Source organism: Cupriavidus nantongensis (assembly GCF_001598055.1).
Classification (GTDB): domain Bacteria; phylum Pseudomonadota; class Gammaproteobacteria; order Burkholderiales; family Burkholderiaceae; genus Cupriavidus; species Cupriavidus nantongensis.
The window spans coordinates 2,189,938-2,208,495 of record NZ_CP014844.1 but is presented as its reverse complement, the minus strand read 5'-3'; the positions used below and the strand labels follow the sequence as shown (position 1 = coordinate 2,208,495).

The 18,558-nt window shown below is 68.6% G+C and carries 17 protein-coding genes; 10 read left to right on the top strand and 7 right to left on the bottom strand.

Features of this window, described 5'->3' with window-relative positions:
* Positions 1–2: 2 nt before the first annotated feature.
* Positions 3–743 carry a 2-C-methyl-D-erythritol 4-phosphate cytidylyltransferase gene (gene ispD / locus A2G96_RS10355; protein ID WP_062799006.1) on the bottom strand — a complete coding sequence of 247 codons (741 nt, stop codon included), beginning with the start codon at positions 741–743 and terminating at the stop codon, positions 3–5.
* A 237-nt stretch (positions 744–980) separates the two neighbouring features.
* Here ispD and mfd point away from each other — a divergent pair, with 237 nt between their 5' ends.
* The 8 genes from mfd to A2G96_RS10315 all read left to right on the top strand — a co-directional run bounded on the left by mfd (position 981) and on the right by A2G96_RS10315 (position 11,112).
* The gene (mfd, locus tag A2G96_RS10350) at positions 981–4,430 is read left to right on the top strand and encodes a transcription-repair coupling factor (protein ID WP_062799005.1); all 3,450 of its coding nucleotides are present in this window, start codon (positions 981–983) and stop codon (positions 4,428–4,430) included.
* A 79-nt stretch (positions 4,431–4,509) separates the two neighbouring features.
* Positions 4,510–5,745 (top strand): acetylornithine deacetylase, encoded by a 1,236-nt coding sequence (gene argE, locus A2G96_RS10345; RefSeq protein WP_062799004.1) that lies wholly within the window; start codon positions 4,510–4,512, stop codon positions 5,743–5,745.
* A gap of 234 nt (positions 5,746–5,979) precedes the next feature.
* Positions 5,980–7,347 (top strand): amidohydrolase, encoded by a 1,368-nt coding sequence (locus tag A2G96_RS10340; RefSeq protein ID WP_062799002.1) that lies wholly within the window; start codon positions 5,980–5,982, stop codon positions 7,345–7,347.
* Between the two features lie 98 nt (positions 7,348–7,445).
* Positions 7,446–8,300, top strand: a complete 855-nt coding sequence (gene serB, locus A2G96_RS10335; RefSeq protein ID WP_062799000.1) for a phosphoserine phosphatase SerB — start codon at positions 7,446–7,448, stop codon at positions 8,298–8,300.
* A gap of 214 nt (positions 8,301–8,514) precedes the next feature.
* Entirely contained in the window at positions 8,515–8,802 is a 288-nt protein-coding gene (locus A2G96_RS10330) for a hypothetical protein (RefSeq protein WP_062798998.1), read from the top strand.
* Entirely contained in the window at positions 8,799–9,110 is a 312-nt protein-coding gene (locus A2G96_RS10325) for a hypothetical protein (protein ID WP_062798996.1), read from the top strand. The genes A2G96_RS10330 and A2G96_RS10325 overlap by 4 nt, the downstream gene beginning before the upstream one ends.
* A gap of 10 nt (positions 9,111–9,120) precedes the next feature.
* The gene (locus tag A2G96_RS10320) at positions 9,121–10,770 is read left to right on the top strand and encodes a PepSY-associated TM helix domain-containing protein (protein WP_062798994.1); all 1,650 of its coding nucleotides are present in this window, start codon (positions 9,121–9,123) and stop codon (positions 10,768–10,770) included.
* 102 nt (positions 10,771–10,872) lie between these two features.
* The gene (locus A2G96_RS10315) at positions 10,873–11,112 is read left to right on the top strand and encodes a DUF2789 domain-containing protein (RefSeq protein WP_062798992.1); all 240 of its coding nucleotides are present in this window, start codon (positions 10,873–10,875) and stop codon (positions 11,110–11,112) included.
* Positions 11,113–11,138: 26 nt separating this feature from the next.
* Here A2G96_RS10315 and A2G96_RS10310 read toward each other — a convergent pair whose 3' ends face one another.
* From A2G96_RS10310 to A2G96_RS10290, 5 genes are all read right to left on the bottom strand, one after another.
* Positions 11,139–12,362, bottom strand: a complete 1,224-nt coding sequence (locus A2G96_RS10310) for a cystathionine beta-lyase (protein WP_062798989.1) — start codon at positions 12,360–12,362, stop codon at positions 11,139–11,141.
* A gap of 135 nt (positions 12,363–12,497) precedes the next feature.
* A complete protein-coding gene (locus tag A2G96_RS10305) occupies positions 12,498–13,121 on the bottom strand; it encodes a hypothetical protein (protein ID WP_062798987.1) in 624 nt (207 codons plus the stop codon).
* Positions 13,122–13,129: 8 nt separating this feature from the next.
* Positions 13,130–14,314 carry a beta-ketothiolase BktB gene (gene bktB, locus A2G96_RS10300; RefSeq protein ID WP_062798985.1) on the bottom strand — a complete coding sequence of 395 codons (1,185 nt, stop codon included), beginning with the start codon at positions 14,312–14,314 and terminating at the stop codon, positions 13,130–13,132.
* A 115-nt stretch (positions 14,315–14,429) separates the two neighbouring features.
* Positions 14,430–15,809, bottom strand: a complete 1,380-nt coding sequence (rimO, locus tag A2G96_RS10295) for a 30S ribosomal protein S12 methylthiotransferase RimO (RefSeq protein WP_062798983.1) — start codon at positions 15,807–15,809, stop codon at positions 14,430–14,432.
* A gap of 161 nt (positions 15,810–15,970) precedes the next feature.
* Complete coding sequence (locus A2G96_RS10290; RefSeq protein ID WP_062798981.1) at positions 15,971–16,927, bottom strand: tRNA dihydrouridine synthase; 957 nt, start codon at positions 16,925–16,927, stop codon at positions 15,971–15,973.
* A gap of 222 nt (positions 16,928–17,149) precedes the next feature.
* Between A2G96_RS10290 and A2G96_RS10285 the strand changes: the two genes are divergently transcribed.
* Both A2G96_RS10285 and A2G96_RS10280 read left to right on the top strand, forming a co-directional pair.
* Positions 17,150–17,449, top strand: coding sequence for a type II toxin-antitoxin system RelE/ParE family toxin (locus A2G96_RS10285; RefSeq protein WP_041232117.1), 300 nt, complete (start codon positions 17,150–17,152; stop codon positions 17,447–17,449).
* Between the two features lie 3 nt (positions 17,450–17,452).
* Positions 17,453–17,743: an addiction module antidote protein gene (locus A2G96_RS10280; RefSeq protein ID WP_012352636.1), complete on the top strand. Its 291-nt coding sequence runs from the start codon at positions 17,453–17,455 to the stop codon at positions 17,741–17,743.
* A gap of 51 nt (positions 17,744–17,794) precedes the next feature.
* On the opposite strand, the gene phaR is transcribed toward A2G96_RS10280, so the two are convergent.
* The gene (gene phaR / locus A2G96_RS10275) at positions 17,795–18,346 is read right to left on the bottom strand and encodes a polyhydroxyalkanoate synthesis repressor PhaR (RefSeq protein ID WP_012352635.1); all 552 of its coding nucleotides are present in this window, start codon (positions 18,344–18,346) and stop codon (positions 17,795–17,797) included.
* Positions 18,347–18,558: the final 212 nt, after the last annotated feature.

Below are 18,558 nucleotides of genomic sequence, written 5' to 3'. Positions count from 1 at the left end.
GGTCATGCTCCTTTGGCGTGGTTGCCCAGCAGCACTTCGGCCAGCGCGAAGTCCTCCGGGTAAGTCACCTTGAAATTGCGCAGCGAGCCGTTGACCAGCCGCGGATGCAGGCCCAGGCGCTCGATCGCGCTGGCCTCGTCGGTCACCACCGCGCCGGCCGCCATCGCGTCCTGCAGCGCCTGGCGCAGCACGCCCAGGCGGAACATCTGCGGCGTCTGCGCCTGCCACAGCCCTTCGCGCGGCACCGTGGCGCCGATGCGGGCATCGTCCTGGGCGCGCTTGAGCGTATCGGGCACCGGCACCGCCAGGATGCCGCCGATGGCGGCGTCCGGATCGTCGTCGCCGTCGCTTTCGACCGCGCGCACCAGCGCGTGGACCATCGCCGGGGTCAGGCCCGGGCGCGCGGCATCGTGCACCAGCACCCAGTCGGCGTCGGTCGCGCCCAGCTGCGCCAGGTGGTGCAGGCCGGCCAGCACCGACGCATGGCGGCTGTCGCCGCCGACAAAGGCGGTATCGAAGCGCAGCCCGGCGAACGCGGCCGCGCCGAAGCGCGATTCCAGCGGCATGTCGTCGGGCGCCAGCACCAGTGCGGTGGCGTTGATGGCGTCGCACGCCGAGAACGCCGCCAGCGCGTACCAGATCATCGGCCGGCCGGCCACGGTCTGGTATTGCTTGGGCACGGTGCCGCCGGCGCGGCTGCCGGTACCGGCACAGGGAATCAGGGCAAAGCGGCGAGCGGACACAGGATCGGCGTGGAGTGAAAGAAGCGCGGGGCCACCGGCCGGCCCGGCAGGAAGGGGCGCAAAGAGCCGGCAGCGGGACAACCGGTGCGCATTCTATAATACGGCCCTTGCCCGTCGCCATGCCGCTTCGCCGTAACCGGAGGAGCGGCAGTGCGCCGCAGGCACCTGGAGTCCCTGCACCGACCCCCGCCCGCGATGCCGGCGGGGCGTCGTCGTTTTTGAACGCCCCCTGCCGACATGCCTGACGCCACGCCCGCCTTTCCCTTTGTCAACCTGCCGCTGGTCAAGCCGGGGCTGCGCCACAGCGTGGCCGGCCTGCGCGGCTCGGCCGATGCGCTGGCGGTGGCCGCATACGCGCGCCAGCACCGCGCGCGCGCGCCGATGCTGGCGGTGGTGTGCTCGCATGCGGTCGATGCGCAGCGCCTGGCCGAGGAAATCCCGTGGTTCGCGCCGGAGTTGCGCGTGCGCCTGCTGCCCGACTGGGAAACCCTGCCCTACGACAGCTTTTCGCCGCACCAGGACCTGGTCTCCGAGCGTTTGGCGACGCTGCACGACATCCAGAGCGGCCAGTGCGACGTGATGCTGGTGCCCGCCACCACCGCGCTGTACCGGCTGGCGCCGCCGGCCTTCCTGGCCGCCTACACCTTCTTCTTCAAGCAGGGCGAGCGGCTCGACGAGGCCGCGCTCAAGGCGCAGTTCACGCTGGCGGGCTACGAGCATGTCAGCGCGGTGATGCGGCCGGGCGAGTACAGCGTGCGCGGCGGCCTGATCGACCTGTACCCGATGGGCTCGGCGCTGCCATACCGCATCGACTTGTTCGGCGACGAGATCGAGACCATCCGCGCCTTCGATCCGGACACGCAGCGCAGCCTGTATCCGGTCAAGGAAGTGCGGCTGCTGCCCGGGCGCGAGTTCCCGCTCGACGAGGCCGCGCGCACCGCGTTCCGCGGCCGCTGGCGCGAAGTGTTCGAAGGCGACCCGACCAAGTCGCCGATCTACAAGGACATCGGCAACGGCGTGCCGTCGGCCGGCATCGAGTATTACCTGCCGCTGTTCTTCGAGCACAGCGCGACCGTGTTCGACTACCTGCCCGCCGACACCCAGCTGGTGTTCGCCGGCAACATCGACGAGGCCATCCGCCGCTTCTGGGCCGACACCACCCAGCGCTACAACTTCATGCGCCACGACCGCGAGCGCCCGCTGCTGCCGCCGGCGGACCTGTTCCTGTCCGAGGAGCAGTTCTTCGTCGCCGCCAAGCCGATGGCGCGGCTGGTGCTGCAGGTCGAGGCCGGCGCGGACCAGCCGGCGTTCTCGGGCATCCTGCCCGACGTCGCGGTCAACCGCCGCGCCGAAGATCCGCTGGTCAACCTGGAGTCGCTGCTGCTCGACCAGCAGACCCGCGTGCTGATGTGCGCCGACTCCGCCGGGCGGCGCGAGACGCTGCTGCAGCTCTTTGCCGAAAGCGGCCTGCGCCCGCATCCGGTCGAAGACTTTGCCGCGTTCCTCGCCGGCGACGCGCATTTCTCGATCGCGGTGGCGCCGCTGCAGAGCGGCTTCGCGCTGCCGCAGGCACGGCTGGCCTTCGTCACCGAAGCCGAGCTGTACGCCGGCACCGCGCGCCGCACCGGCCGCCGCAAGCAGGAGCAGGCGTCGGCCGTCGATTCGATGGTGCGCGACCTGGCCGAGCTGAAGATCGGCGATCCGGTGGTGCACAGCGAGCACGGCATCGGCCGCTACCAGGGCCTGGTGACGCTCGACATGGGCCAGGGCGACGAGGAATTCCTGCACCTGGACTACGACAAGGGCAGCAAGCTCTACGTGCCGGTGCACCAGTTGCACGTGATCTCGCGCTATTCGGGCGCCGATCCCGATACCGCGCCGCTGCACCACCTCGGCTCCGGCCAGTGGGACAAGGCCAAGCGCAAGGCGGCGCAGCAGATCCGCGACACCGCTGCCGAACTGCTCAACCTGTACGCGCGCCGCGCCGCGCGCGAGGGCTTCGCCTTCCCGCTGTCGCCGAAGGACTACGAGACCTTCGCCGAGAGCTTCGGCTTCGAGGAAACCCCGGACCAGGCCGCCGCGATCGCCGCGGTGATCGCCGACATGACCTCGGGCAAGCCGATGGACCGGCTGGTGTGCGGCGATGTCGGCTTCGGCAAGACCGAGGTGGCGCTGCGCGCGGCCTTCGTCGCGGTGCTGGGCGGCAAGCAGGTGGCGATGCTGGCGCCGACCACGCTGCTGGCCGAGCAGCATTTCCAGACCCTGTCCGACCGCTTCGCCGAATGGCCAGTGCGGATCGTGGAATTGTCGCGCTTCAAGACCAGGAAGGAGATCGACGCGGCGATCAAGCAGATCAACGAGGGCAGCGTCGACATCGTCATCGGCACCCACAAGATCCTGTCCGACCAGGTCAAGTTCCAGCGCCTGGGCCTGGTCATCATCGACGAGGAACACCGCTTCGGCGTGCGCCAGAAGGAAGCGCTGAAGTCGCTGCGCGCCGAGGTCGACGTGCTGACGCTGACCGCCACGCCGATCCCGCGCACGCTGGGCATGGCACTGGAAGGCCTGCGCGATTTCTCGGTGATTGCCACCGCGCCGCAGAAGCGGCTGGCGATCAAGACCTTCGTGCGGCGCGAGGAAGACGGCGTGATCCGCGAGGCCATCCTGCGCGAGCTCAAGCGCGGCGGGCAGGTGTACTTCCTGCACAACGAGGTCGAGACCATCGAGAACAAGCGCGCCAGGCTTGCCGAGCTGGTGCCCGAGGCGCGCATCGCGGTGGCGCACGGCCAGATGCACGAGCGCGAGCTGGAGCGCGTGATGCGCGACTTCGTCTCGCGCCGCGACAATATCCTGCTGTGCACCACCATCATCGAGACCGGCATCGACGTGCCGACCGCCAACACCATCCTGATCCACCGCGCCGACAAGTTCGGGCTGGCACAGCTGCACCAGCTGCGCGGCCGCGTCGGGCGCTCGCACCACCAGGCCTATGCCTACCTGCTGGTCCATGACGTCGACGGCCTGACCAAGCAGGCGCAGCGACGGCTCGAGGCGATCCAGCAGATGGAGGAACTGGGCTCGGGCTTCTACCTGGCCATGCACGACCTGGAAATCCGCGGCGCCGGCGAGGTGCTGGGCGACAAGCAATCGGGCGAGATCCACGAGATCGGCTTCCAGCTCTACACCGACATGCTCAACCACGCGGTCAAGGCGCTCAAGGCCGGCAAGGAGCCCGACCTGATGGCGCCGCTGGCCGCCACCACCGAGATCAACCTGGGCACGCCGGCGCTGCTGCCCAACGACTACTGCGCCGACGTGCACGAGCGCCTGTCGCTGTACAAGCGGCTGGCCAACTGCGAGACCCCGGAGCGTGTCGACGATATCCAGGAAGAGCTGGTCGACCGGTTCGGCCGGCTGCCGGCGCAGGCGCAGGCGCTGGTCGAGACCCACCGGCTGCGCATCGCCGCGGCACCGCTGGGCGTGCGCAAGATCGACGCCGGCGAGGCCACCATCAGCGTGCAGTTCGTGCCCAACCCGCCGATCGATGCGATGCGCATCATCGACCTGGTACAGAAGAACCGCCATATCAAGCTGGCGGGACAGGACAAACTGCGCATCGAGGCCAGGATGCCGGACGTGGCGGTGCGCGCGCAGACCATCAAGCATACGCTGCGGCAACTGGCGTAGCGTCCATGCCGATCGTGCATGGACGCGGCGCGCGGCCGGGTGTAGCATCAATTCCTTAACAAGTTAGTGATACCGCCCCATGCCGACCCAAGCCGCTCCCGCCCAAGCTGCTACAGTCCATTCCCGCCAGCCCGTCCCTGAAACCGCCGCGCGCGGCAGCGCGCTGGAATGGACCCAGCGGCTGGTGGCCTACGACACCACCAGCCGCAATTCCAACCTGGGTCTGATCGAGTCGGTGCGCGACCATTTCCTGGCCAAGGGGTTGAAGCCGCATCTGAGCTACAACCCGCAACGCGACAAGGCCAACCTGTTCGTCACCGTGCCCGCGGCCAACGGCGCCACCAACGGCGGCATCGTGCTGTCGGGCCACACCGACGTGGTGCCGGTCGACGGCCAGGCCTGGACCACCGACCCGTTCAAGCCGGTGGTGCGCGACGGCAAGCTGTACGGCCGCGGCACCTGCGACATGAAGGGCTTTATCGGCACCAGCCTGTCGCTGCTGCCCGCCATCCTCGAGGCCCGGCTGCGCGAGCCGGTGCACTACGCGCTGTCGTTCGACGAAGAGATCGGCTGCATGGGCGCGCCCTACCTGCTGGCCGAACTGCGCGAGCGCGGTGTCGCCCCGGGCGGCTGCATCGTCGGCGAACCCACCAGCATGCGCGTGATCGTCGCGCACAAGGGCATCAACGCGTACCGCTGCTGCGTGCGCGGCCAGGCCGCGCATTCGTCGCTGACGCCGCGCGGCGTCAATGCCATCGAATACGCGGCGCGGCTGATCTGCTTCATCCGCGACATCGCCGACGAGTTCAAGGCCAACGGCCCCTACGACCAGGCCTTCGACGTGCCCTACACCACCGCGCAGACCGGCACCATCCAGGGCGGCATTGCGCTCAACACGATCCCGGCGCTGTGCGAGTTCGTGTTCGAGTTCCGCAACCTGCCGGGCGTCGATCCGGAAGCGATCTACGCGCGCATCCAGGCCTATGCCAACGACGTGCTGCTGCCGAAGATGCGCGCCGAACATGCCGATGCCGACCTGACGCTGAGCAAGATCGCCGCCGCGCCGTCGCTCGACGTGGCCGAGCAGGAAGCCATTACGCAGCTGGTGCGCGCGCTGACCGCGGACCGCGACACCAACAAGGTGGCCTATGGCACCGAGGCCGGACTGTTCCAGCGCGCGGGCATTCCCGCGGTGGTATGCGGGCCCGGCGATATCCAGCAGGCGCACAAGCCGGACGAATTCGTTGCGCTGGAGCAACTGGCCGCGTGCGAGGCGTTTTTGCATAAGGTGGTGGACAGCCTGCGCGTGAGCTGACTGCGAGCGCCTCAAAGACTTGCTCCCCTCTCCCGCTAGCGGGAGAGGGGATGGGGGAGAGGGCCGGCGTTTCCACGAAGTTGCGCGTATCGCATCGAGATACGCCTGCCCTCTCCCCCGCCCCTCTCCCAAAGGGAGAGGGGAGAACCCACTCCGCTTCCGTTGGCGCATTGCTTTCGCAGAGCGCCAACCACACCGCCAGCACCAAACCAACAACAACGAAGGAGATCCCGCATGGCTGCACGTCGCACCGCATCCCGTTCCACCACCCGCTTCGCCGTCGCCGGCCTGTCCCTGGCCGCCGGCCTGCTGTGCAACACCGCGCAGGCCCAGACGCAAGGCGCCGAAGCCCTGCATGCCCAGATCGAGACCCGCGCCAAAGCGGTCGAAAAGCAGCTGATCGCCTGGCGCCGCGATATCCACCAGCATCCGGAGCTGGGCAACTACGAGACCCGCACGGCCAAGCTGGTAGCGGACCACCTGCGCAAGCTCGGCATGGAGGTGAAGACCGGCGTGGCCAAGACCGGCGTGGTCGGCCTGCTCAAGGGCGGCAAGCCCGGGCCGGTGGTGGCGCTGCGCGCCGACATGGACGCGCTGCCGGTGAAGGAGCGCGTCGACGTGCCGTTCGCATCGAAGGCCAAGGGCCAGTACCTGGGCAAGGAAGTCGACGTGATGCACGCCTGCGGCCATGACACGCACGTGGCGATCCTGATGGCCACGGCCGAGGTGCTGGCCGGCATGAAGGACCAGCTGCCCGGCACGGTCAAGTTCATCTTCCAGCCGGCCGAGGAAAGCCCGGCCGACTTCGAACCCAACGGCTCGAACATGTGGGGCGCCAAGCAGATGGTGGCCGAGGGCGTGCTGGACAACCCCAAGGTCGACGCGATCTTCGGCCTGCATGTGACCAGCGGCATCGAGTCCGGCAAGCTGGGCTGGCGCAGCGGCGCGTCGATGGCGGCGGCCGACCAGTTCTGGATCGACGTCAAGGGCCGCCAGACGCACGGCGCGCGGCCGTGGGGCGGGATCGACCCGATCGTGGTGGCGTCGCAGATCGTGATGGGCCTGCAGACCATCCAGAGCCGCCAGGTCAATGCCATGCTGGAGCCATCGGTGATCACCGTCGGCACCTTCCACGGCGGCAACCGCATGAACATCGTGCCGGAAAAGGTCGAGATGATGGGCACCATCCGCACCTATGACGAAGGCATGAAGAAGGACATCCATGCCCGCATGAAGCGCACCACCGAGGCCATCGCCTCCAGCGCCGGGGCCGAGGCGAATTTCCGCGTGGTCGAGCTGTACAACGCCACCATCAACCAGCCGGCGCTGACCGAGAAGATGGCGCCCACGCTGCAGCGCGTGGCCGGCGAAGGCAACTGGATGATCACGCCCAAGGCGACCGCGTCCGAGGACTTCTCGTTCTACCAGGAGAAGGTGCCGGGCCTGTTCTTCAATCTCGGCGTGACGCCCAAGGGGCAGGACGTGACCAAGGCGCCGTCGAATCACTCGCCGGAGTTCTATGTGGACGAGCCGGCGCTGATCAACGGCGTGCGCGCGCTGTCCAGCCTGACCGTGGACTACATGGTGATGGCGCAGCGCTGATTCGCGCGGGGGCGCCGCGGGGGGCTACAATAGCGCTTTTGCCGCGTAGCAGCCCCCGCCTTGCCGACGACCGCGCAAGCGCCCGATTTTCGTCCGTCATGCCCCTGATCCTGCAGAGCCTCGCCCCGCTTGCCCCCGCCGACCTCGACACCGCCCGCACCCTGGCCCGCGCTTCCGCGCTGGTGCCGCGCAGCGACACCGTGGCCGTGGCCGAGGATTGCGCGCCGCTGACCCCGGCACTGCGCGACGCGCTCGACGACTTCTGCGGCCCGCGCGCGATCGACTGGGCGGTGGTGCCGGCCGGGCGCAAGCTGTCCGACTTCCGCCTGGTGGCGATGGACATGGACTCGACCCTGATCACGATCGAGTGCATCGACGAGATCGCCGACTTCTGTGGCCTCAAGGCCGAGGTCTCCGCCATCACCGAAGCCGCCATGCGCGGCGAGATCACCGATTTCAACGAAAGCCTGCGCCGCCGCGTCGCGCTGCTCAAGGGGCTGGACGCCGCCGTGCTGGAGCGCGTCTATGCCGAGCGCCTGCGGCTGTCGCCGGGTGCGGAGCGCATGCTGGAAACGGTGCGCGCGCTGGGCCTGAAGACGCTGCTGGTGTCCGGCGGCTTCGTGCACTTCACCGACCAGCTCAAGCCGCGCCTGCAACTCGATTTCACCCGCGCCAACACGCTCGAGATCGTCGACGGCAAGCTGACCGGCAACGTCGTCGGCGAGATCGTCAACGCCGACGTCAAGGCCCGCACCGTGCAGGAAATCTGCGCGCAGATCGGCGCCACGCCGGACCAGGCCATCGTCATGGGCGATGGCTCGAACGACCTGAAGATGATGGCCGTGGCCGGCCTGTCGGTCGCGTTCCGCGCCAAGCCGGTGGTGCGCGCACAGGCCAGCGTCGCGTTCAACCACGTCGGGCTCGACGGCCTGCTCGCGCTGTTCCCGCACTGATCCCCCGCCAGGCTACGCCCCCACCGCACTGCCGTCATTCCCGCGCAGGCGGGAATCCAGCGTCTTTCACGTCCCCTTCGGGAATCCAGTCGCGCGGTTCCCGCCTGCGCGGGAACGACAGTGGCTAACTGAACGGCACTCCCCCCGAGCCGGTGCTTGCGCCAGCAAATGCGAATCATTATTATTAATGTTTCGTTAATCTGACATTTGCCCCATGCAAGTTCTGGCCGTCCTTCTCGGCCTGGCTGCGGCCGCGTGCCTGTACCTGGCCGCGCCCAACCAGGTATTGCTGCCGCCCGGCACCCTCTCCCGGCCGCGGCTGGCCGGCTGGCTGGGGCTGGCGCTGACCTGCGCCAGCACCTGGCTGTGGAGCCTGACCGACGGCTGGCCGGTCGCGATCGCCGCCAGCCTGGTCACGGTGCCGTGCGCGTTGTCGGTGTGGCCGTTCATCGGCACCTATGCGGCGCGCAGGCGCCATGGCGAACGGGAGCAGCGGGCATGAGCGCGGATGCATCCGGAATCGGCACCAGGTGGCTGGCCGGCACGCTGCTCGGCCTGCCGCTGGCGCTGGTGCTGTGCACGCTGGCCATCCTGGCCCTGCCGGGCGGCTGGCAAACCGGCATCGTCGCGGCGGTGACGGCCTGCCTGCCGGTATGGGTCGCGATCATCAGCGCCAGCCTGCTGTTCCGTTCCAGCCGCAGCGCGTGGCTGTGGCTGGGCGGCGCCAACCTGCTCGGCTTCGGCGCGCTGTGGGCGCTGCGCCTGGCTGGCCTGGCACCGGCCGCACTGGCCGCCGTGCCCTCTCCCTGAGACTGCCATCATGAAAACCGCAACCCTGCGCCTGTACCAGACGCTGCACACCTGGGTCGGCCTGATGGCCGGCTGGGCCCTGTTTATCGCCTTCTTTGCCGGGGCCATCACCGTATTCCACCACGAGCTGCATGTGTGGCAGTCGCCCGCGCGGCTCAAGGGCAGCGCGCCGGTCGAGGCCAAGGCCGACCCGGCCGCGGTCGACCGCTTCATGCAGAAGCTGGTCGCGATCCACCCTGAAGCCGCGGCCAGTGCCTATGTGATCATGCCGTCGGAGGGCGAGCCCAATATCTCGGCCTACTGGCAGGACCAGGCCGGCGAGTGGCAGATGACCACCGACGCGCGCCTGGCCGGCAACGCCGCGATGCAGCGCGACACCTCGCGCGACCACGTCATGGGCGAGCTGTCGGCATTCCTGAACAGCCTGCACTATTCGCTGGGCATCCCGGTCGGCGGCATCTATTTCATGGGCGCGATCTCGGTGCTGTACGGGCTGGCGCTGGTGTCCGGCGTGCTGCTGCACCTGCCGCGGCTGAAGAAGGACCTGTTCGCGGTGCGCCCCGGGCGCAACCTCAAGCGCTTCTGGATGGACACCCACAACGTGCTGGGCCTGTTCAGCCTGCCCTTCCACCTGATCTTTGCCATCACCGGCGCGCTGTTCTGCCTGTCGCTGGTGCTGATGATGGTGTTCAACACGCTGACCTTCAACGGCCGCCTGTTCGAGGCGGTGCCGACCGCCACCACCGCGGTGCCGGAAGTGGCCGCGGCGGGCCGCGCGGTGCCGACGCTGCCCACCGCCACGCTGATGCAGATTGCGCGCGAACACGGCGGCGAGCGCTTCACGCCGGAATCGTTCCGCTTCCAGCGCTACGGCGACGCCAACGCGGTGGTCGAAGTGCGCGGCACCAGCACGCGGGCGCTCGGCAACCTGGGCTCGGTCGGCATCCATGCCGCCAGCGGCGAACCCAATGCCGGCCAGCTGACGGCCAACCAGACCGCCGGTGCGCGCGACGGCAACCATGGTCTCTACAGCGCGCTGTACGCGCTGCATTTCGGCACCTTCGGCGAGCTGCCGGTGCGGCTGGTCTACCTGCTGGCCGGGCTGGCCGGCGCCTTCCTGTTCTATTCGGGCAACCTGCTGTGGATCGAATCGCGGCGCAAGCTGCGCCAGGCCGAGCAGCCGCGCGTGCATCGCCTGCTGGCGCAGGCTACCGTGGGCGTCTGCATCGGCTGCTGCATCGGCGTGGCGCTGTGCTTCCCGGCGGCGCTGCTGTGGCCCGAGCGCGCCGTCAGCCAGACCTATTTCGTCGTGTTCGGCCTGGCCTGCGCGTGGGCGCTGCTGCGCCCGCCGGTGCGCGCGGCGGTGGAGCTGCTCTATGCCGCCGCGCTGGCCGCGCTGACGGTGCCGCTGTCGAACGCGATCCTGACCGGCGACCACCTGCTGCACAGCATCCCCAGCGGGCACTGGATCATCGCCGGCTTCGACCTCGGTGCGATCGCGCTGGCGGCGGGTTTTGTCGCGCTCGCCCGCGCCACCGCGCGCCGCGCCCGCAGCGGGCCGGCGGAATCGGTCTGGGCCATGCCGCGCGCCGCGCGCGCGCAAGCGGCCGCCAGCCCCGCAGCCGAGGCCAAAGCGCTGTCCGGCACCGAGACGCGCTGAAGCGCAGCGCCGGCACCATGAAAAACGGACGCCACGGCGTTCGTTCTTGTTTTCGTGGCTGCCCTACACTACCTGAGGTCAACCACCGCGAGCCCGACCATCATGGAACCGACCTTCCACCAGTTTTCAGAGCTGTTCGACCAGCTCGGCCTGGCGTCCGACGAAGCCAGCATCCGCGATTTCATCGGCAGGCACGCGCCGCTGCCCGAGACCCTCGACCTGGCCGAAGCCCCGTTCTGGACGCCAGCGCAGGCGACCCTGCTGCGCGACGAGCTGCTCGACGACGCCGACTGGGCCGAAGTCGTCGACCAGCTCAACCTGGCGCTGAGGCAGCCGGCCTGATCTCGGCGCCCAATCTGGCGGCGCGATCAGGCGGACAGCGTAGCCTCGATCGCCTGGCGCAGGTCGGCGATCAGGTCGCGCGTGTCTTCCAGGCCGATATAGAGCCGCACCAGCTCGCCGGTATCGTTCCAGCCCGCCGGCGGCCAGGTGCCCGCCGGGCGCATGCCCTGCACGTGGTACGGCACCGCCAGGCTGTGCGCGCCGCCCCACGACCAGCCGATGGCGAACAGCTGCAGGGCCTCGACGAAGGCATCGACCTGCTGGCGCGTATAGCGCTCGCGCAGCACGATGGCGAACAGCCCGCTGGCGCCGGTGAATTCGCGCCGCCAGTTGGCATGGCCGGGACAATCCGGCAGCGCGGGATGCAGCACGCGTGCCACCTCCGGCCGCTGGCGCAGCCATTCGGCCACCTCGCGCGCGGCGCGGTCATGCGCGGCCAACCGCACCGGCAGGCTCGGCAGCGCGCGCAGCACCAGGTGGCAGTCGTCGGCGGACACGCCCCAGCCCATCAGCATGCGGGCGCGCTTGAGCCGGCCGTGCAGGCCATCGTCGCAGGTCAGCACCGCGCCCATCAGCACGTCGCTGCCGCCGGACTGGTACTTGGTCAGCGCCTGCACCGAGATATCGATGCCCAGCTCGAACGGGCGGAAATAGACGCCGGCCGACCAGGTATTGTCGATCGCGGTCAGCACGCCGCGCGCGCGCGCCGCGGCGACGATGGCACCGCAGTCGGGCACTTCCATCGTCACCGAGCCGGGTGATTCCATCCAGATCAGGCGCGTGTTGGGCTGGATCAGCGCGGGCACCGCGGCGGCGTCCATGGGATCGTAGTAGCGCACGGTCACGCCGAAGTCGCGCGCCAGCCACTCGCCGTGGTCGCGGTTGGGGCCGTAGACGTTATGCGGCACCAGCACGTCGTCGCCGCTCTTGAGCAGCGCGAAATACACCAGCGAGATCGCCGCCAGCCCCGACGGCTGCAGCAGCGTGTGGCGCGCGCCCTCGAGCAGCGCCAGGTGCTGGCACAGCGCCTCGCTGGTCGGCGTGGCATGCAGGCCGTAGCGCCAGTAGGTGGTGGCGCCGTCGCCATGCGCGCGCAGTTCGGCGAGGTTGCGGAACACCACGGTCGAGCCGCGGTGCGTGGCCGGGGAGAACGAGGCAAAGCCGGGAGCGATGTCCAGCTCGGGCTGGACCGCGACGGTCTGCAGGTAATGGGCGGGGGATGCGGGCTTGTCGGATGGGGAATCGGACACGGCGGTTTCCTTGCTGGCTGCTGGCCGGCCGCAGCGCGCGGCACGGTCAGGCATGAGACGCGATGAGCCTCCGAGCTTACCAGCAAATGCCGCCCGCGCCACCGGGAGGCTTCAGCGCGTGGCGCCGGAAAAGGCCTACCAGCCGGAAATCGACGACTTCGGCGGCGGCGGCGCGTAGGTGACGCCGCTGTTGGGCGTCATGTCGAACGGGGGAATCACCAGCATGCCCAGCGGGCGGATGAAGAACGGCAGCACGATTGCCGGGTTGAAGGCATCGGTCCAGGTGCCGCGCACGGCGCCGCTGGCATCTATGGTGCCCTCCCAGTTGCCCGACACCCGGGTGCCGTCGTCGGACTCTTCCATCAGGAAGGCGCCGTCCTCCCACTCGCCGGCCAGCAGCCGCACGCCGGCGCCGCGGCCGCTGTACTCGCCGCGCACGCTGTCGCGCTCGTCGGGCTTGGGGCCCAGGCGCAGGCGCACCGGCTGGTCGCCGACCTTGCCGACATAGACCGGCAGCGACGCATACTCCGGCCGCGGTGCCAGCGGCCGCGCGGCGCCGGTCGATAGCGCCGCGCCGCGGCGGGCCTCGCCGTCGCGGATGGCCTGGTTCAGGCCCAGCGCTTCACCGCCCGCGGTGGCGCCATTCACCGGGCCGGTCGACAGCTCGGTGGCGGGCGCCGCCTGCGCCGCGCCCGCCAGGGCGAGCACGGCGGCGGCACCAAGGGTCGTGCACAGGTCGGTCAGCCGGGCCACGCGCAAGGCAATCCTCAGATCCGTTCGAAGATCGCGGCAATGCCCTGCCCGCCGCCGATGCACATCGTCACCAGCGCGTAGCGGCCCTGGATGCGGTTCAGCTCATGCAGCGCCTTGACCGTGATCAGCGCGCCGGTGGCGCCGATCGGGTGGCCCAGCGAGATGCCCGAGCCGTTCGGATTGACCTTGGCCGGGTCCAGGCCGAGCGCCTTGCTGACCGCGCAGGCCTGCGCGGCAAAGGCCTCGTTGGCTTCGATCACGTCCAGGTCCGACACCTGCAGGCCGGCACGCTCGAGCGCGATCTTCGTCGCCGGCACCGGGCCGATGCCCATGGTCTTGGGGTCGACGCCGGCATGGCCGTAGGACACCAGGCGCGCCAGCGGCTTCAGGCCGCGGCGCTCGGCCTCGGCGCGCTCCATCATCACCACCGCGGCGGCGGCGTCGTTCAGGCCCGAGGCATTGCCGGCGGTGACGGTGCCGTTTTCCTTGACGAAGACCGGCTTGAGCTTGGTCATGTCATCCATGGTGGCGTCATGGCGCACATGCTCGTCGGTGTCGAAGGTGACCTCGCCCTTGCGGCCCTTGGTCACCACCGGGACGATCTGGTCCTTGAAGTAGCCGGCCTTGATCGCGGCCGAGGCGCGGCGGTGCGATTCCAGCGCGGCTTCGTCCTGCTGCGTGCGCGAGATCTCGTACTCTTTGGCCACATTTTCCGCGGTCACGCCCATGTGGATGCGGTGGAACGGGTCGTGCAGCGCGCCCAGCATCATGTCGACCAGGCCGGCATCGCCCATGCGCGCGCCCCAGCGTGCCGCCGGGGCCAGGTACGGGGCGCGGCTCATGCTTTCGGCGCCGCCGCCGATGGCGACGTCGGCATCGCCCAGCAGGATGGTCTGCGCGGCGCTGACGATGGCCTGCAGGCCCGAGCCGCACAGCCGGTTGACGGTCAGCGCCGGGGCGTTGATCGACACGCCGCCATTGACGGCGGCGACGCGGCCCAGGTACATGTCGCGCGGCTCGGTCTGGATCACGTTGCCGAACACCACGTGGCCGACGTCGTCGCCCGACACCTGCGCGCGGGCCAGCGCCTCGCGCACCACCAGCGCGCCCAGCTCGGCCGGCGCCACGTCCTTCAGGCTGCCGCCAAAGGTCCCGATCGCGGTACGGACACCGCTCACTACTACGACTTCACGCGTCATGACTGTCTCCATCCAGGTTATGTTGCACCGCACAGTATAGCCGCAGCGCAGCCGAAGCGAACGGTCGTACTTTTACCTAATGGCACCCTTGCCGGCATCGTCCTGCGGGACTAGCTCAGACCTCGCCCCACAGGTCGTGGCCGTCGGCGCCGGTGATCTTCACGTCGACGAACTCCCCTGCGCGATAGCGTTGCGAAGTGCGCTGCGCCGGTGCGATATAGACCAGGCCGTCGATTTCCGGCGCATCCGCCGACGAGCGGCCGATGCCGCCATCCTGGTTGACCTCGTCGACCAGCACGCGCAGGGTCTGGCCGACCTTGCGCTGCAGGCGGCGCGCGGACACCGCCTCGGCAACTTCCATGAAACGGGCGCGGCGTTCCTCGCGCACTTCGTCGGGCAGCGCGCCCGGCAGGTCGTTGGCGGTGGCGCCCTCCACCGGCGAATACGCGAAGCAGCCGACGCGGTCCAGCTCGGCCTCGGCGATGAAGTCCAGCAGCGTCTGGAACTCGGCCTCGGTCTCGCCCGGGAAACCGGCGATAAAGGTGCTGCGGATGGTCAGGTCCGGACAGATCTCGCGCCAGGCGCGGATGCGGTCCATGGTCTTTTCAGCATTGGCCGGGCGCTTCATGCGCTTGAGCACGTCCGGGTGGGCGTGCTGCAGCGGCACGTCCAGGTACGGCAGCACGTGGCCGTTGTTCATCAGCGGGATGATTTCGTCGACGTGCGGGTATGGGTACACGTAATGCAGGCGCACCCAGGCGCCATACTGCGCGGCCAGTTCGCCCAGCGCCGCCACCAGCTCGGTCATGCGGGTCTTGAGCGGACGGCCGTTCCAGAAGCCGGTGCGGTACTTGACGTCGACGCCATAGGCACTGGTGTCCTGCGAGATCACCAGCAGTTCCTTGACCCCGGCCTTGAACAGGTTCTCGGCCTCCAGCATGACCTCGGCCACCGGGCGCGAGACCAGGTCGCCGCGCATCGACGGGATGATGCAGAACGAGCAGCGGTGGTTGCAGCCCTCGGAGATCTTCAGGTAGGCGTAGTGCTTGGGCGTGAGCTTGATGCCGGCGGCCGGCACCAGGTCGGTGAACGGATCGTGCGGCTTGGGCAGGTGCGTGTGCACCGCCTGCATCACCTCGCCCAGCGCGTGCGGGCCGGTCACGGCCAGCACCTTGGGATGCACCGACGACACGATATCGTGGCCCGCCGCGTCCTTCTTTGCGCCCAGGCAGCCGGTGACGATGACCTTGCCGTTCTCGGTCAGCGCTTCGCCGATCGCATCCAGGCTTTCCTGCACCGCTTCGTCGATAAAGCCGCAGGTGTTGACCACGACCAGGTCGGCGCCGTCATAGGTGCCGCTGATGGCATAGCCCTCGGCGCGTAGCTGGGTGATGATCTGCTCGGAGTCGACCAGCGCTTTCGGGCAGCCAAGGGAAACGAATCCCACACGCGGACTATGGTCTTTCTGGTTCGTTGCTTCTGAGGGGTTTTTCACGTTGGAATCCGAATGTGGGGCAAGGCGCGGGCGGCCGGACCGTCGGGTCACGGGGACAAGGCCGCCGGGCGCGAAACAGGCAATCGCGCATTTTAACCGTTTGCCGCAATTTGCCGGCGCCTGAGGCACGACATGCTGCACGGGCCGCAGTCAGGCCGACGTCACTTCGCGCTCTGAAGCTCTTCCAGCAACTGCGCGATCTGCAGCGAGTTCTGCATGCGCCGGATCGCCGCATGCAGTTCGCCCGCCTGCGGCCAGGTCCGCTTCAGGTAGCTGAGCCAGAGCTTGACGCGTCCGTGCTCATGGCATGAGGCGATGCGCGCATGCAGTTTGTCCAGGTACGTCGCGATCTGGCCCAGCACCAGCGGCCATTCTTCAGCGGACGGCGTGCTGGCCATCCGGCCGCGAATGCGCAGCGCCAGGAACGGGTCCGAGACGGCGCCGCGCCCGATCATGACGTCGTCGCAGCCGCTGACCTCGCGGCAGCGCACCCAGTCCGCGACGGTCCAGACGTCGCCATTCGCTATCACGGGGATGTCGACGGCCGCCGCAATGCGCGCGATCCAGTCCCAGTGGGCCGGCGGCCGGTAGCCGTGGTCGCGCGTGCGGGCATGCACCACCAGCGAGGCCGCGCCGCCTTCGGCCAGCGCGGTGGCGCAATCGATGGCCAGCGCGGTATCCGATACGCCCAGCCGCATCTTGGCAGTCACCGGAATACCGGCCGGCACCGCGGCGCGCACCGACGCGACGATCCGGTTCAGCAGCGCCGGGTTGGTCAGCAGCATCGCGCCGCCGCCATGCCGGTTGACGACCTTGGCGGGACAGCCGAAGTTCAGGTCGATGCCATGCGGCGACAAGGTCGCGGCAAAGGCGGCATTGCGCGCCAGCCACTCGGGATCGCTGCCCAGCAGCTGGATCACCATCGGCGTGCCGCTGCGGGTATAGCCACCGGACAGGATCTCGGGCGTGTCGCGCTCATAGACTCGTGCCGGCAGCAGCGACCCCGTCACCCGCACGAACTCCGACACGCAGCCGTCGTAGCCGCCGGTCTCGGTCAGCACATCGCGCAGCACGTAGTCGGCAAGCCCCTCCATCGGGGCCAGGAACAGCCGGCTCATGGCAGGCACCGCGCCGCGGGCACCGGCGCCGGAGAGAAAGGTTGGAGAAGGCAGGACATGGGACGCCGCGCAAGCAAGGCGAGTCCCGAACCGAGCCGCCGCTGAAGGGTGCGATACAGAGGCCCCGGACGGGGCAAAGCGCGCATTCTACCTGCTTTGGGATGGGGTGGTTTTTCGGGAATCGATGATTCCACGCCTGTAGCCTAAAGGCTACGGTGTGGTATGCTCAGCATCCGCACAACCCAAACGTTCGACCGCTGGTACTCCGCCTTGCGCGACAACGCTGCCAGGATTCGCATCCAGGTCCGAATCGACCGCATGCTGAACGGAAATCCAGGCGACGTGAAAGCCCTTGGCGCTGGCCTCTTTGAAATGCGGGTGGATCATGGCCCCGGCTACCGCATCTATTTTCAGCGACGCGGTGAAGTTCTTGTCGTACTTCTCTGCGGCGGCAACAAGTCGACCCAGCACGCTGATATCGACCGGGCACGCCACCTCGCGGCGAATCTTGACCTGGAGTGAGCCATGAAAGAACCAACCCGCCCTTGGGACTCGGCCGCACAACTGCGCAACGAAACAGAGATCGCCGCCTACCTGGACGCCTGCCTGGCCGAAGCCGGCGACGACGATCGCTTCATTGCCTACGCGCTCGGCGTGGTCGCACGCGCGCGCGGCATGACGCGGCTGGCCCGCGAAACCGGCCTGTCGCGCGAAAGCCTCTACCGTTCGCTGTCGGGCGAAGGCAATCCGGAATTCGGGACGATCTGGAAGGTGATGCGGGCGCTGGGGATTCGCCTGCATGCAAGCGCCGGCTGAGCGCCGGCCCGGGAGGGGATGCGCGGCGGGCGCCCGGCCCGCCGCTTGTTGCTACTTCTTGTCCGGCTGGTTGAACGGGAACGTGCCGAACATGTTCTTGGCCTGGTTCTGCATCTGCTCCTGCATCTGCACGAACAGGTTCTTGCTCTGCTCGATGTAGTTGCTCATCATGCCCTGCATCATCGGGCCTTGCATGTTCATGAACTGCGACCACATGTCGGGGCTGAATGCTTCGCCGGAATACAGGCCCTTGGAGTTCTCGGCCAGCTTGTTCTGGATGTCGATGAAGGCCTGGATATTCTTTTCCAGGTAGGTGCCCATCATGCCCTGCATGGCGTGGCCGTAGAAGCGGATGATCTGCGACAGCATCGCGCTGGAGAACATCGGCACGCCGCCGGTCTCTTCTTCCAGAATGATCTGCAGCAGGATGCTGCGCGTCAGTTCGTCACCGGACTTGGCGTCGACGACCTTGAAGTCCTCGGAGTCCATCACCAGCTGCTTGACGTCGGCCAGGGTGATGTAGGTGCTGGTCTGGGTATCGTAGAGCCTGCGGTTGGGATACTTTTTGATCAGTCGCTCTGCGCCTTTTTTGGTCGTGGCCATCGGTGCTCTGTCCTTGTGTCGTCGCTGTTTGCGCGCTGCTGCACCGCATGGGGTGCAGTGCGCAAATCGGTACCGCCCGCGCCATCTGCTGTTATCGTGCCGGCCGTCTTGCTGCTGTCCGCGCATGGCTGCGCGCCGCGGCCTTGCCGTCTCGCCCCCGCGAGGGCCATGCTGCACGACTATGGTGCCGGCGGCGCCGCTGCCCTGATTCT

Excerpts from the sequence above, each read along its gene's own strand:
- A2G96_RS10320 (WP_062798994.1), top strand. The coding sequence starts at position 9,121 with ATGAAAACCGCAACCCTGCGCCTGTACCAGACGCTGCACACCTGGGTC.
- bktB (WP_062798985.1), bottom strand. The coding sequence starts at position 14,314 with ATGACGCGTGAAGTCGTAGTAGTGAGCGGTGTCCGTACCGCGATCGGG.
- A2G96_RS10280 (WP_012352636.1), top strand. The coding sequence starts at position 17,453 with ATGAAAGAACCAACCCGCCCTTGGGACTCGGCCGCACAACTGCGCAAC.
- A2G96_RS10285 (WP_041232117.1), top strand. The coding sequence starts at position 17,150 with ATGCTCAGCATCCGCACAACCCAAACGTTCGACCGCTGGTACTCCGCC.
- argE (WP_062799004.1), top strand. The coding sequence starts at position 4,510 with ATGCCGACCCAAGCCGCTCCCGCCCAAGCTGCTACAGTCCATTCCCGC.
- A2G96_RS10315 (WP_062798992.1), top strand. The coding sequence starts at position 10,873 with ATGGAACCGACCTTCCACCAGTTTTCAGAGCTGTTCGACCAGCTCGGC.
- A2G96_RS10330 (WP_062798998.1), top strand. The coding sequence starts at position 8,515 with ATGCAAGTTCTGGCCGTCCTTCTCGGCCTGGCTGCGGCCGCGTGCCTG.
- A2G96_RS10325 (WP_062798996.1), top strand. The coding sequence starts at position 8,799 with ATGAGCGCGGATGCATCCGGAATCGGCACCAGGTGGCTGGCCGGCACG.
- mfd (WP_062799005.1), top strand. The coding sequence starts at position 981 with ATGCCTGACGCCACGCCCGCCTTTCCCTTTGTCAACCTGCCGCTGGTC.
- A2G96_RS10340 (WP_062799002.1), top strand. The coding sequence starts at position 5,980 with ATGGCTGCACGTCGCACCGCATCCCGTTCCACCACCCGCTTCGCCGTC.
- phaR (WP_012352635.1), bottom strand. The coding sequence starts at position 18,346 with ATGGCCACGACCAAAAAAGGCGCAGAGCGACTGATCAAAAAGTATCCC.
- A2G96_RS10290 (WP_062798981.1), bottom strand. The coding sequence starts at position 16,927 with ATGAGCCGGCTGTTCCTGGCCCCGATGGAGGGGCTTGCCGACTACGTG.
- serB (WP_062799000.1), top strand. The coding sequence starts at position 7,446 with ATGCCCCTGATCCTGCAGAGCCTCGCCCCGCTTGCCCCCGCCGACCTC.